10 protein-coding genes are annotated in these 14,479 nt (G+C 42.8%); 8 read left to right on the plus strand and 2 right to left on the minus strand.

Annotated elements, in window-relative coordinates:
- Nucleotides 1–2 precede the first annotated feature (2 nt).
- Genes ACNOGP_RS04110 through ACNOGP_RS04120 form a run of 3 tightly spaced genes read left to right on the plus strand, consistent with a single transcriptional unit; the run spans nt 3 to nt 2,917 of the window.
- Entirely contained in the window at nt 3–1,412 is a 1,410-nt protein-coding gene (locus ACNOGP_RS04110) for a RagB/SusD family nutrient uptake outer membrane protein (protein WP_418214131.1), read from the plus strand.
- A gap of 16 nt (nt 1,413–1,428) precedes the next feature.
- A complete protein-coding gene (locus ACNOGP_RS04115; protein ID WP_418214132.1) occupies nt 1,429–1,647 on the plus strand; it encodes a hypothetical protein in 219 nt (72 codons plus the stop codon).
- 28 nt (nt 1,648–1,675) lie between these two features.
- On the plus strand, nt 1,676–2,917 hold the full coding sequence (locus tag ACNOGP_RS04120; RefSeq protein ID WP_418214133.1) for a hypothetical protein: 1,242 nt from the start codon (nt 1,676–1,678) through the stop codon (nt 2,915–2,917).
- Nucleotides 2,918–3,070: 153 nt separating this feature from the next.
- Here ACNOGP_RS04120 and ACNOGP_RS04125 read toward each other — a convergent pair whose 3' ends face one another.
- Both ACNOGP_RS04125 and rbr read right to left on the minus strand, forming a co-directional pair.
- Nucleotides 3,071–3,535 carry a PD-(D/E)XK nuclease domain-containing protein gene (locus ACNOGP_RS04125; RefSeq protein ID WP_418214134.1) on the minus strand — a complete coding sequence of 155 codons (465 nt, stop codon included), beginning with the start codon at nt 3,533–3,535 and terminating at the stop codon, nt 3,071–3,073.
- 60 nt (nt 3,536–3,595) lie between these two features.
- On the minus strand, nt 3,596–4,174 hold the full coding sequence (rbr, locus tag ACNOGP_RS04130) for a rubrerythrin (protein WP_005676804.1): 579 nt from the start codon (nt 4,172–4,174) through the stop codon (nt 3,596–3,598).
- Between the two features lie 246 nt (nt 4,175–4,420).
- On the opposite strand from rbr, the gene ACNOGP_RS04135 reads away from it, so the two are divergent.
- From ACNOGP_RS04135 to ACNOGP_RS04155, 5 genes are all read left to right on the plus strand, one after another.
- Complete coding sequence (locus tag ACNOGP_RS04135) at nt 4,421–6,100, plus strand: SulP family inorganic anion transporter (protein WP_186966220.1); 1,680 nt, start codon at nt 4,421–4,423, stop codon at nt 6,098–6,100.
- Between the two features lie 24 nt (nt 6,101–6,124).
- The gene (locus tag ACNOGP_RS04140; protein WP_418214135.1) at nt 6,125–7,558 is read left to right on the plus strand and encodes a sialate O-acetylesterase; all 1,434 of its coding nucleotides are present in this window, start codon (nt 6,125–6,127) and stop codon (nt 7,556–7,558) included.
- A 722-nt stretch (nt 7,559–8,280) separates the two neighbouring features.
- A complete protein-coding gene (locus ACNOGP_RS04145; RefSeq protein ID WP_418214136.1) occupies nt 8,281–11,322 on the plus strand; it encodes a SusC/RagA family TonB-linked outer membrane protein in 3,042 nt (1,013 codons plus the stop codon).
- A gap of 17 nt (nt 11,323–11,339) precedes the next feature.
- On the plus strand, nt 11,340–12,821 hold the full coding sequence (locus ACNOGP_RS04150) for a RagB/SusD family nutrient uptake outer membrane protein (protein ID WP_418214137.1): 1,482 nt from the start codon (nt 11,340–11,342) through the stop codon (nt 12,819–12,821).
- Nucleotides 12,822–12,854: 33 nt separating this feature from the next.
- The gene (locus tag ACNOGP_RS04155; protein WP_418214138.1) at nt 12,855–14,474 is read left to right on the plus strand and encodes a glucoamylase family protein; all 1,620 of its coding nucleotides are present in this window, start codon (nt 12,855–12,857) and stop codon (nt 14,472–14,474) included.
- Nucleotides 14,475–14,479 lie beyond the last annotated feature (5 nt).

Raw genomic sequence — 14,479 nt, forward strand, 5'->3', positions numbered from 1 at the left:
CTATGAAGAAAAGAAATATAATAAGTATTGCGATACTAGCATTATTATGCGTATCGTGTAGCAACTATTTAGATATAAAGCCTTACGGACGTACCATCCCTAAGACGGCAGAAGAGTTCTCAGCACTTATTCACACACGCCTTAACAGTATTGACGCCGGTTCAGACAGCTATTTGGTAGGTAATGCCAATCAATGGATGACATGGGATGCCGTATGCGGTGATAATTTTGAAACTTGTCTAACCGGATCGGGCGCACGTGCTTTAGCAACATACGTAGGTGATATTATCCGACAAAATCAATATGCCAATTACTACCAATCTCTTTATGAATTTATTCGCGACTGTAATATCGTATTGAATGAAATGGAAGAAAGCAATACAGAAGAATCTAATAAAATTCGAGGGACAGCCTATGCCATAAGAGGTGCGGCATATTATCAATTATTACGGATATTCTGCGAAGTACCCCGTACGGGAGAATTCGACACCCAGCTCGGGCTTCCACTTGTGACAACATTTGATATGGAAGAAAAGCCACTCCGCAGTACCATGCAAGCCACTATCAATCAGATAGAATCCGATCTGCAAAAGGCTGCCAGCTATCATATCAATGATAAGATCTACCGCTTCACGGAAGATGTCGTAAAAGGATATCAGGCTCGTATGTATTTCTGGACACGGCAATGGAGCAAAGCACTTCCGATAGCCCAAGACTTATTGAATAAATATCCCTTATTGGAAGGTGAGGCATACAAAGCTATGATGACTAACGCATACGAATTGACGGGCAACCAGCTTTTAAAATCATATCTTGCTGTCACAGCCACCGGCAGCGACGATCTGTCCGGAGTAAATACCACCCTTAAATATCGCCCCGTCAGCCTGCGTTTTTTAAGTACTTTCTCCGAAGAAGAAAAAACAAGCGATATCCGCTATGCACTTTGGGTAAACACCGAACGGCAAGCAAAAAAGATTTTCTTTTGTGGTATGAGAGCAGCCGAATTCAAGCTGATGGAAGCGGAATGTCATTATCACATGAAGCAAGAAGACAAAGCCCTGAAATCCATCAACGAACTGCGGGCGCATCGCATCAATAATTATACCGACCTGACAGTTGACAAACTACCAGCTCTCTCAGACAAGGAAGTCATAAAAACGGATGTAGAGGGTAATGCTCTAACCCCACTAATGGGATTCATTCTGCAAGAACGCAGAAAAGAGTTATTTCTGGAAGGAGACCGTTTCTTTGAGCAAAAACGGAATGGCTCACCGGAATATTGGACAGCACTCAATGGCCTGAAGTATGTGACAGAAAAATATATGTATACCTTTCCAATTCCTTTGCACGATTTGGATTTAGAGAACGGATTGATACAAAATCCTGGATATAAAGAGATACAAAATAAATAAAATGGAGGATTTAAATATGAAAAAGAAAATATATAGCGGGATATTTATGATCTCCCTCGCATTATCCGGAGCAATTTACACAGCTTGCGAAGATATAGATGAATTGCCACCGCAATCAGATACTAATTTCATAAATAAAACCTATAAATTACCCAATCCTACTGTGTTGACTACTGAAGAAGTAGCGGAATATAATGCGATAAAAGCAGAATATGAAAGCAGTATAAATCAATAACAATAACCACAAAAACCCAAGAAATGTTATGAAGAAATTAGGGCATTATCTATGTATATTGATGAGCATGACATTGATTTTTGCTTCCTGTTCATCTGATGATAACCAGCGCCTACCTCAAATCTATATCGACCAACCATTTTATACATTGGCCAAAGGGAGTATAGAATTGAAAATAAAGGCTGACCAAGCTCCTCCAACGGACGTCTCTATTCCTATTCTGTTTGCCGGAACGGCTGTTGAAGGTGTAGATTTCACTGCATCGGAATCATCCATCCTACTGAAAGCAGGTGAAACAGAAGCTACTTTTACATTAACCCGTATTGAAGAAAGTATCGGTGATGAAAATAAAGAATTATATGTTAATCTACAAAAAGCTCCGGAAGGTTTCTCGTTAGGATTGATGAATTATGCTTCTGTAAACTTATTAAATAATAATGGAATCATAATGTCCTTTGAGAACAGTACAGGAAAAATTGGATTCAGTGCTGACTTCTCTATCAAACTGACTAATATGAAAGGAGGAGCATATAAGGTAAAAGTAGCGACAACCTTCGATATTGAAGTAGATGAAAGTTCTACCGCAATAGAAGGGGTACACTATGAATTCGTAAATGGAGCCCAAGTTGTTGTTCCTATCAACAGGAATACAGGAAGTTTCTCTATCAAATACCTGAAGAAAGAAGAAGGGAAAGATAAACTTATCCTCCGTTTAGCTAATAAAGACGGGTATGCTATAGGTAGTAACGGCACACTTACTGTCACTATAAGCGGACCGGATATATTTACCGGAACTTGGGCATTTGATAAAATAACAAATCTTGATTTGTTCGAGATGTATGGAGAAGATATCAGCAAAGCACCCAAAGGGACACCTTCAGACCGAATAACATTTGAAGGTGACTCTTACTTAGAATATACATTCACTCCCGATCTATCCGGAGACCTGAAAAATTATTTCGGGACATCTCCCCGTAAAATCACTTTCAAAGAAGAAGGAAATAAGATGTTCCAAGAGAATAACGGTGCAAACGTAAAAATATCCATACTGGAAATACCTGATGTAAACGTCAATTTCTCTACTACCCACAAAGACATCCGCCCGGCTCTTGTCGGTTTCCGACTAATCACAGTGGATAGCAAAGAAGTATTGGAATGCACATTGGATGATTATGAACCGCAAGGAGAAGATTTTGGAGCCATGATTTATAGCATGATGGAAGATATGACATGGGCCCCTCTTCGTATTCACTTTAGCAAAATAGAATAAAACTAGGGCTGCACAATAAAGCAGCTTTTCCTAATTTATTATTAATCCCTTTGTTCCGTTGATTTGATACGGGACAAAGGGATTAATAATTTCTTCCTGCCTTTTATAGAGAGATTTTCAAACGTAGCTTATTAATACCCTACGTTAAGGCTCTTAGGTTTCCCATATCTTACACACCTTTCCTGCTGCCAGATATACGACATACGTACGTATCCGGTAGTTGGGAAATTGGTGATTAATATCGGCAGCATAACTGTTCACCTGCTCCACATCTTCCACGCGTGGAGCATTCAAGCTTTCAACCATACTTGCATCCTTAGCCTTGAAATATTTGAACTCAACGACACGGCAATCATTATGGAAAGTAGAGCCTGGAATACCGGTCAACACAAGGTCTGCACGCCCATTGGGCAAATTTTGTTCCAAAGCAAAGGTATAGCAATTGCTTAGATATCGGCTCATCACCTCATAGCAAGAACAACGGACGAAATTCTCATTGATCTTATCAAATACCTGAGCAGGAAATTGTCCGAGATACTCCTTGAAATAGTTCTCAATAACAGGTTTCAACTGACGATCGTCAATAAAACGCCGATAGACCGGAACAAAAAGTTCCACGTCCGGAAACGAAAAGCTTCCCGACGTGGAACCAACTATCTTCTAATCAGAAATCCTCTTTTAATAGTTTTCCTTCTTCACTTCGAAGTAAGCCTGCGGGTGCAAACAAGCCGGGCAAACTTCCGGAGCTTCCTTACCTACAGTGATATAACCGCAGTTACGGCATTGCCATACTACTTCACCTTCTTTAGCGAATACAGTCATATTCTCGATATTGTTCACGAAAGCAAGATATCTTTCTTCGTGACCTTTCTCAGCAATAGAAATATTACGATACATAGCGGCAATCATCGGGAAACCTTCCTGTTCTGCCACATCTGCGAAATGAGGATAATCCAGCGACCATTCTTCGTGTTCACCAGCAGCGGCAGCGCGAAGATTTTCGAGTGTAGTACCGATTACACCTGCCGGATAGCTGGCAGTGATTTCTACCATACCACCTTCCAGGAACTTAAACATACGTTTCGCATGTTCCTTTTCCTGATCGGCCGTTTCAGTAAAAATAGCCGAAATCTGTTCGTAACCTTCTTTTTTAGCCACACTTGCAAAATAAGTGTAACGCATTCTTGCCTGTGATTCTCCAGCGAATGAAGTCAGCAGATTCTTCTCTGTCTGAGTTCCTTTAATACTCTTAGCCATAATTCTTATTATATTTTAAATTGGTTGATTACCACACGTAACTTGTCGTATTATTTATAACGCAAATATAAGCTATTTGTTCATAAAACGCCCTACTTTTCTCATTAATAAAATCTATGCCCTCATTGATAAAACCTATCAGAAATCAAATAGTATGTCGAGAAACATACTTCTTTCGATTATTTTATATAATTTTGCAACCTCTACTTTACAAAAGACAAACGATCACGTAACAACTCATAGAAAATGAAACTATTTGAATTCAAACCTAAATTGGTTTCTTGCCTAAAAAATTATTCAAAAGAAACATTCATGGCAGACTTGATGGCAGGTATCATCGTTGGTATCGTTGCGTTGCCGTTAGCCATTGCCTTTGGTATTGCTTCGGGCGTATCACCCGAAAAGGGTATCATTACCGCTATTATTGCCGGATTTATCGTCTCATTGCTGGGCGGAAGCAAAGTCCAGATCGGCGGACCGACAGGTGCTTTTATCGTCATCATCTACGGAATCATCCAACAATATGGAGAGGCCGGACTGATTGTAGCAACGCTCATGGCAGGTGTTCTCCTTATATTATTAGGAGTATTCAAGCTAGGAGCCGTTATCAAGTTCATTCCTTACCCGATTATCGTAGGTTTCACCAGTGGTATCGCTGTGACCATCTTCACCACACAGATAGCCGATATCTTCGGCCTGTCGTTTGGAGACGAGAAAGTTCCGGGTGACTTTATTGGAAAATGGTTGATTTATTTCCGCCATTTCGACACGGTGAACTGGTGGAATACCATCGTAAGCATTATCAGTATCATCATCATCGCCATCTCACCCAAATTTTCCAAGAAAATTCCCGGCTCACTGATTGCTATCATCGTGGTGACAGTTGCCGTTTACTTGATGAAGATGTACGGCGGAATTGACTGCATCCCAACCATTGGCGACCGCTTTACAATCAATTCCGAGCTACCCGATGCCGTTGTACCCACATTGAATTGGGAAGCCATTAAAAACTTATTCCCGGTTGCCGTCACGATTGCCGTGTTGGGAGCTATCGAATCACTGTTGTCCGCCACCGTTGCCGATGGTGTGATAGGCGACCGCCACGATTCCAACACAGAACTGATTGCACAAGGTGCAGCGAATATCGTAGCTCCTTTGTTTGGCGGTATCCCCGCTACCGGAGCCATTGCCCGTACTATGACAAATATCAACAACGGAGGTAAGACACCGATAGCCGGAATCATCCATGCAGTCGTCCTGCTGCTGATTCTTCTCTTCCTAATGCCGCTTGCACAATATATCCCGATGGCATGCCTTGCCGGAGTATTGGTCATTGTTTCCTATAATATGAGCGGATGGCGCGTATTCAAGGCTTTACTGAAAAATCCAAAATCGGATGTAACAGTACTTCTGATCACATTCTTCCTTACTGTTATCTTCGACTTGACAGTTGCCATCGAAATCGGACTTATCATCGCTTGTGTACTCTTTATGAAGCGTGTTATGGAGACTACCGAGATTTCTGTTATCACGGACGAGATTGATCCGAACTCGGAACTCGATATCGCCGTACACGAAGAGAATCTGATAATCCCCAAAGGAGTGGAAGTATATGAAATCAACGGTCCTTACTTCTTTGGCATCGCCACAAAGTTCGAAGAGACAATGGCACAATTGGGTGACCGTCCGAAAGTACGTATCATCCGTATGCGTAAAGTTCCGTTTATCGACTCTACGGGTATCCATAACCTGACCACTCTTTGTGAGATGTCGCAGAAGGAGAAGATTACCGTTATCCTTTCCGGAGTCAACGAGAAAGTTCATAAAGTATTGGAGAAATCCGGATTCTATGAACTATTGGGAGAGGAAAATATCTGTCCGAATATCAATGTAGCATTGGACAGAGCGAAAGAAATTGTAGAGTAATAATCTTATCTAATAAATAACAACATGAAAAGACAGCTTTTAATTCCCGCCTTACTACTGTTATTTCTCCCTTTTGCACAAGGTAAAGTTAAACTTCCTGCAATGATGGGAGACCACATGGTACTCCAACAAAATAGTTCCGTAAAACTATGGGGTCGGGCAGACGGTAAAAAGGTAACTATCACCACTTCATGGAATAACCGGACTTATCGGACATCTACCGATAAAGACGGAAACTGGCTGGTAAAAGTAGACACTCCTGCCGGAGGATATACTCCTTATTCCATAACAATCAGTGATGGAACTCCAGTCACTCTTTCGGATATACTGATTGGAGAAGTGTGGATCTGCTCCGGCCAGTCGAATATGGAAATGCGCATGATGGGAAATTCAGCACAACCTGTTGACAACTCGCTCGAAACGATTCTGAATGCAGGCAACTATCGTGATCGTATCCGCTTTATCACCGTACCAAGAATCAAAGACATTCAAAAGCGGACAGATTTCGAAGGAAAAAAATGGGAAGTATCTTCACCGGAAACAACTATTGATTGCAGTGCCACAGGCTATTTCTTTGCCAAACAGTTAACCCAAAGTCTCAATCTTCCGGTAGGATTGGTTATCAACAGTTGGGGAGGTTCGGCAATCGAAGCATGGATGGACGAACAAACATTAAGTACCATCGAAGGCATGAATATAGAAGCTGCCAAAAGTCCGAAACGGGATGTACGCCAACGCTTGGAATGTTTATACAACTTGATGTTATGGCCTGTTAAGAATTTCACTGCACGTGGATTCCTTTGGTATCAAGGAGAATCGAACATATCCAACTATCAGTTCTATGCTCCGATGATGACAGCTATGGTACAGCTTTGGCGTAATGTATGGGAAGCACCGGATATGCCCTTCTATTACGTTCAGATTGCCCCTTATAAATATAAGAACAGTCGTGATATAGAAGCTGCCTTACTGCGCGAAGCTCAAGTGAACGCATTGAAAACAATCCCGAATTCCGGTATTGTTCCTACCACAGATATCGGCAACGAGTTCTGCATCCACCCTTCCCAAAAAGAGCCGGTGGGTCTCCGCCTTGCTACTCTTGCGTTAACTCAAACTTACGGAGTACGCAAACTGCCATCCACCGGACCTATGATGACTAACGTGGAATACACTGACGGCAAAGCAATAGTAGCATTCGACAATGCCCGTGCCGGACTATTCCCCACGTTCGAACAATTGGAAGGATTCGAAATAGCAGGAGCTGACAAAAAATTCTATCCGGCAAAAGCTAAGGTTGTAGGACGTAGCAACAAGGTAGAAGTACAAAGCGAACAGGTTCCTCAACCGGTAGCCGTACGATATGCTTTCCGTAATTATGTAGGCAATATTACCTTACGGAATACTTTCGGATTGAGTGCTTTCCCATTCAGAACAGATACATGGGATGATGTGAAATAAAAAACAGAAAAGTTATGTGAAACAAGGAGGAAAAACCATCCGCCACATTTTTGCTCTTATTTTAAGTATTATAGGGGGAAAAACAAAAATGTCACAGAACTAATAATCAATTACTTAACCCTAAAAAGGCCCTTATTTTAAGAAAAGTTCACAGAAAACAATAGGTTGTTTTTGCTTTTTTCCGTGAGAAAACTGCATTTTTTGCAATATGTTATTTACTGGCATATTGCTCCCCATATTTATATCTTTGTTTGCACTTGTGCATTCTCCCGAACAGACTTGAGCAGCCGCCTTGTTGCACTTATGTAACAAGACAGCTGCTCAAGTGCATTCAACGAATACATATAGAAGAATTGATTAACTGATGGGGAGAAGTTATTAATCTATGCAGAAGAAATTATAAATGCTACCTTATGAATAAATGAAAATATGCTATAAACAAAACAACTGATACTGTAGAGAAACATTCATAAAGAAGTTATTAAATTCTCGTTACCGCCCAAAAGCATATAACATATTTGTAAATTTACATATAATGTAAATTGTTAATATACAAACATCTATATTCCAAATTTGAAATATGATGTATATTTGATGTGCTGCTATCAGGTATCAGATAAAAGTATTGAAAGCTTTGTAGGGGAGGAATTTTAGAAAGTCCCATTCTCTGCATCTATTTTTGTTGGCGATAGCAGATTCATTAACTTTAAAATCTTAAGAGAATGATAAAACATGTAGTATTGTATCTATTCCTTTTATCTTGTACCTGTATGGCGCAGGCACAGGATTTTACCATCCGCGGTACAGTCTTTGAAGAAGAGACCGGCATGGGACTAATGGGAGCCGCAGTTGTGATTCAAGGCACTACCAACGGAGCCCAGACGGAAATGAGCGGAGGCTTTTCTCTGAAAGGCGTGAAAGTCGGAGATAAACTTGCCGTTAGCTTTATCGGAATGAAAACCGAAATTATCCCGATCACCAACAAAGAACGTTCTACGGAAATCAAGGTTTACCTGAAAAATGACAATTACCAGTTAGATCAAGTGGTGGTAACCGGATATGGAACTGCCCGCAAAAGAGACTTGACAGGTGCCATCGTCTCTATATCCGGTGAGGATATCAAAAATGCGCCTACTAATAATGTAATGTCCTCACTGCAAGGAAAAGTACCGGGACTTATGGTGACCAATTCCGGATCGGCAGGAGCAGAGCCGGATATCAAGATTCGTGGTATTGGTACTCTGAATGCCAGCAGTAATCCTTTATATGTAGTGGATGGGATGTTGATGTCAGACATTAAGTTCTTGAGCAACAGCGACATTGCCAGTATGGAAATTCTGAAAGATCCTTCATCCCTTGCCATCTTCGGTGTACAAGGAGCTAACGGTGTGATTATCATTACAACCAAACGTGCCGAAGGAGAAAAAACATCTGTCAGCTATGACGGCTATTTCGGTGCACAGACAGTATGGAAACGCGACCGTGTAAGTCTGACTAATGCGTCGGAATTCACCATGCTCTATAATGAAATGCTACAGAACCAGGACCCGAATGCTGCTTCATGGGTTCCTGAAATGCTGGGTACAGGAACGGATTGGCAAAGCAAAGTACTTAGAGAAAGAGCTGTTGTTACCAATCACAACCTGACCGTATCCAAATCCGGGAAAAACAGCAAATCTTTATTATCTGTGGGATATTATAAACAGGATGGAGTATTGAAATACAACACTTACCAACGTTTCAATATACGTTTCTCACAAGATTACGATATTACCAAGAATCTGAAAGCCGGGGGAAACATCAACCTCTCCCGTATGGACAGCAAACCGGCATCCGCCAAAATTCAAAATGCGGTAATGGCGCTCCCTACTTATGTACCTTATGCCCCGGAAGAAGATTACGATCCGGAGAATCCCGGTTCAGTTTTCCATCCATCGGCTGATATACAGTCCAACGTAGGCAATCCTGTCGCACAAATGGAGCTTTATAAAAATACGGAGAAATACCGTGACTACCGTATTATCGGTAATATCTACGGTGAATGGAATTTCCTGAAAGACTTTACCTTCAAGGCTACCGGTTATATGGATCTCGGACTTTATCGTGGTGAACAATACACACCGCGCTATGACGTGAACAACTCTACCAGCCACTCCGCCCACAAAAACGATATTACAGCTTTCTATCGCAAGAGCGACGAAGGGCGTACTTTCCAGGCAGATTTCCTTTTAGGTTATAAGAAAATGATAAGCGATCACCGCATCGACGCAACAGTGGGATATACCGCCCGCAAAGCCACCAGTGAAGGATTCAATGCAAAAGTAGATAGTTTGGCCAATGGTATGAAAGTAGTTCCCGAAGACCTGTGGATGCTTAGCATGGGCTCTGTAAAGCGCGTCTCCGCAGGTGACTGGTGGAACGAAGAGGCCTTTATATCCTATCTTGCACGTGTAAATTATGCATTCAAAGACCGCTATCTACTAACAGCAACTTTTCGTGCTGACGGTTCTTCCAAGTTCTCTCCCTCACACCGTTGGGGATATTTCCCGTCAGTCGGTCTGGGCTGGGTTATCAGTGAAGAGGCTTTTATGAAACCACTGAAAGAAGTAGTGGACTTTGCCAAATTAAGAGTAAGCTGGGGTAAACTGGGGAATGACAAGATCGGGAATTACCTGTACTATCCTACCATTAACCCAAAAGGTAAACAAGTTATCATTAACGGAGTGACACAATTCATTCCTACCCTCAACTATGATATCGATAAAGATATTCATTGGGAAGTAATGACTGGTATCGACGTCGGACTTTCCGCCCAACTATTCAACAACCGTCTGGGAGTAGAACTCGGCTATTATAGCAAAACAACCAACGACCTTTTAGCCAATGTATCCGTATCTTCTTCCATCGGTGCAGGGTATGCCATCACCAATGCAGGCTCCATCAACAACAAAGGTTTTGAGTTTACTCTTTCCTGGCAGGATAAAATAGGTGATTTTACCTATGGTATAGGTGTTAACGGCGGTACATTGAAAAATAAAGTAACGGAACTGGGCGACAATAATGCCGACATTATATCCGGCGATTATCATCGTACATCGGTAGGACATCCTATCGGTTCCTACTATGGCTATGTACAGGATGGAATTTTCCAGACACAAGAAGAAATCGACAACTATTATCCTATGACATGGAATGCGAAACCGGGAGACATCCGCTACAAAGACCTGAACGGTGACAACAAAATTACAGATGCCGACCGTACTTTCCTCGGAAGCCCGATGCCTACATTCACTTACGGATTTAACTTCACATTCGGCTATAAGAACTTTGATTTGAATATCGACTTCAATGGCGTAAGTGGAAACAAAATCCTTGACCTGAAGAAAACCGTAGCATGGACTACCACTAATTTCTATGAAAAAAGTCTTCAAAGATGGCATGGACCGGGCACTTCCAATAAAGAGCCCATTCTGGATAAATCACGCGGACACAACTATCTGTCATCAACCAACCTGTTGGAAGACGGTTCATATATTCGCCTGCGCAATATACAGTTAGGCTATACTCTGCCACAAACGGCCGTGAGCAAACTGGGTATTTCCGGATTACGTGTTTACGTAAGCGGACAAAATCTGCTAACTTTCAAACATACTTCAGGATTCACACCGGAAATCGGAGGAAATGCCTTGCAAGGTGGTATGGACCAAGGAGACACCTACCCGCTACCATCCATATACACAGTAGGACTATCAATCAACTTCTAAACTAATAACAACAAATCATGAAACGAATTACATATATAATAGCAGCATTATTTGCCTGCACGTCCTGTAGTGACAGTTTCCTGGACACTGCCCCCAAAGGCACCTACCATAGCGGTAATTATGATATGAGTACCGGCCAGGAACTTCTCGCCCTTGCCACCTTGATGGACGGCTACAACACATTCGCCCAGCAGAGCTGGCCTGTCACAGCTATGCACTGCCACGCCGCAGACAACAGTCATCCCGGAGGACCTTCCGGCGATGGCGGAGTAGACTTCAATCAATTCCCTACCATGTCTTTCACCGCAGCCAATGGTATGTTCTCTTCATATTACAGCCTTCAGTTCAACGCCATCACTAAAGCCAACGAAGCACTGAAAATAATAGAAGAGATAGAAACCAACAGCGGAAAAACAACCGATACCGAACAACTGAAAGCCGAAGCATATTTTATCCGTGCCACAGCATACTTCCGCCTGACACAAGCATTCGGTGCAGTACCTTACGTGGACAGAGTGATGGGAAAAGAAGAAGAAATGGCCGACCAGCTAAGCGCAACAGCCATCCGCAACAAGTACTTACCTGAATTAATACAGGCAATCAACCACCTGCCTACCCGTCAGGAACAGATCAGTTCGGGTAATACCGGACGAGCTACTCAAAATGCCGCCCGCGCTATCATTGCCAAGACCTACCTGTACGAGAAAGACTATGCCAACTGTTTAGTCTACACTCATCAGATTATCGACTCTAAAGACAATGACCTCACCACTCCTTATGCCGAAATGTTCTGGGAAAAGAATGAATTCGGTCCCGAATCAATCTGGGAGATTAACGCTGACTTCAAACCAGACCAGAATGTCTCTATCATAGGTGACGGCAATCAATGGTGTATGATGAATGGTGTCCGTGGCTTCCCGAATTTAGGTTGGGGACACAATGCTCCCAGTGATGACCTGATGGACGACTATGAAGCTAACGACCCGCGTTTCGATGCCACCATACTGGAAAACGGTCAGAGTATAGACGGTGACGTAATCGTAGCAAGCGACTACAAATATTTCAACAAGAAAACCTATTGCCCCAAAAGTGAACGTTCACTTTACGGACGTGCCGACTGGTGTTATGGTTACTGGTGTAATCCGCGTATCATCCGCTATGCAGACATCCTGCTGATGCACGCTGAAGCCGCCTGTGAAACAAATGATCTCGATGAGGCCAAAGACAAACTGGAGATGGTAAGGGCACGGGCACGCAACGGCCTGTCGGTACTGCCTAAAATAACCACCAGCGACAAAGACGAATTGCGTGAAAAGATACGCCACGAACGTCGCATTGAACTGGCATTGGAGTTTGAACGCTATTTCGACCTCGTACGCTGGGGAATCGCCAAGGATAAGATTGCCAATTTTGTTGTCGGCAAGCATGAACTATATCCTCTCCCGCAAACCGAGATAGATAAGTCTAATGGCAAACTGAAACAGAATCCAAACTATTAACCGAATCAACAAATAAAAATAAATATGTCAAAGATGATATTAAATATAGCAGCCGCCCTGTTTTCAGCTCTGATGCTGTGCAACTGTGTGGAAGACGAATCTACCATAGGAGATACGACTACCGTCAACGATAATACCTACTCACCATTGGCGATGAAATCACTGATGAACGAGCAACAGCAAAAAGTAGTCAACTACTTCGTCAAAGGAGCCAATCAAGCTACCGGAATGGCCTGCAACAGTTCTACGGATAAAACAACCCTGACCACCGGAGCCAGTGGAATGGGAGTTATGAACCTCATTATAGGTACGGAACGCGGCTGGATCAGTCGTGAGGACGCAACAAATCAAATCCTCAAGATAGTACGCTTCCTGAAAAAAGCCGACCGTTTCAAAGGGACCTGGGCACATTGGTACAAACCCGATGGAAAAATAACCCCGTTCGGCGACCAGAAAGAAGCCGGAGAAATTGTAGAGACGGCCTTCATGATGGGCGGTCTGCTGACTGCCTGCGAATACTTCACCGGAGACAGCGAAGCAGAAAAAGAAATCCGCCGGACAACACAGGAATTTTGGGAATCTATCGAATGGAATCATTTCATAAAGGATGGCAAACTGTACTGGATATGGCATCAGGATGAAAACCGCTACGAACTTCCTCTGGTAGGATGGAACGAAACATTACTCGTATATATCCTGGCAATGGCAGCACCGGACAACCACAAAGTCCCGACGGACATCTATAAGAACTGCTGGCAAGGATATAACTTCGCTTCCCCGAACAGAAAAACTTATGGTTATCCGCTTCCGTTAGGCAGTGAATACGGTGGACCGTTATTCCTGTCCCAGTATTCTTTCCTCGGCCTGGACCCGAGATTGATGGAAGATGAATATGCCTATTACTGGACACAAAACCTAAGTCATACCCTGATAAACCGTCACTACTGCGTATATGAAGCTCCGGCAGCGCACAAGTACTCTGTTTCCGACTGGGGACTGACCGCCTGCGGTGGTTGTGGTGAACACCCCGAATATCTTTCACGCGACCCTCAAAGCGATGATGGCATCATCGCACCGACTGCAGCTATCAGCGCATTCCCATTCACTCCGTTCTACTCTGCCCAAGTACTGATGAACTTGTCGAAGAATTATCCTAAACTCAACGGCAACTACGGTTTTAGTATTTCTTATTGTCCTGCGGATAAATCGGTCGGTACGGATTATCTGGCAATGGAACACGCTCCAATGGCAATCATGATGGAAAACTATCGTTCGGGACTTATCTGGAAACTACTGATGAAAAACGAATACGTACAGAAAGGGCTTCAACTTGCCGGCATGAAAGCTGTTCCCGATTATACTCCGGGCTTTTATCTGGCAATGGTCAACACCGCAACGGGTGTCTATGACATGATGCGTCATCCCGACCGTGAGAAGTATGAAATAGACTTCTACACGAAAGCCTCCGGAAACGGACAACTGTTTTTGACCAACGCTCAAAATGAAAAGATTTATCACACTGACATCGAGCTGACAGCAGGTACCAATGTCGTTTCATTCTTTGATAACTCCATCCTTCGCGGAAAGAAATATACATTGACAGTAACTGACGGTGCAAATCAATCTTATTCTATTCCTGTAACTTTAAGATAACAACA

This window comes from Bacteroides difficilis, assembly GCF_048319815.1.
Lineage (GTDB): Bacteria > Bacteroidota > Bacteroidia > Bacteroidales > Bacteroidaceae > Bacteroides > Bacteroides zhangwenhongii.

Bases quoted from the DNA above. Each gene is read 5' to 3' on its own strand.
- ACNOGP_RS04110 (WP_418214131.1), top strand. From the start codon at position 3: ATGAAGAAAAGAAATATAATAAGTATTGCGATACTAGCATTATTATGC.
- ACNOGP_RS04115 (WP_418214132.1), top strand. From the start codon at position 1,429: ATGAAAAAGAAAATATATAGCGGGATATTTATGATCTCCCTCGCATTA.
- ACNOGP_RS04120 (WP_418214133.1), top strand. From the start codon at position 1,676: ATGAAGAAATTAGGGCATTATCTATGTATATTGATGAGCATGACATTG.
- rbr (WP_005676804.1), bottom strand. From the start codon at position 4,174: ATGGCTAAGAGTATTAAAGGAACTCAGACAGAGAAGAATCTGCTGACT.
- ACNOGP_RS04135 (WP_186966220.1), top strand. From the start codon at position 4,421: ATGAAACTATTTGAATTCAAACCTAAATTGGTTTCTTGCCTAAAAAAT.
- ACNOGP_RS04140 (WP_418214135.1), top strand. From the start codon at position 6,125: ATGAAAAGACAGCTTTTAATTCCCGCCTTACTACTGTTATTTCTCCCT.
- ACNOGP_RS04145 (WP_418214136.1), top strand. From the start codon at position 8,281: ATGATAAAACATGTAGTATTGTATCTATTCCTTTTATCTTGTACCTGT.
- ACNOGP_RS04150 (WP_418214137.1), top strand. From the start codon at position 11,340: ATGAAACGAATTACATATATAATAGCAGCATTATTTGCCTGCACGTCC.
- ACNOGP_RS04155 (WP_418214138.1), top strand. From the start codon at position 12,855: ATGATATTAAATATAGCAGCCGCCCTGTTTTCAGCTCTGATGCTGTGC.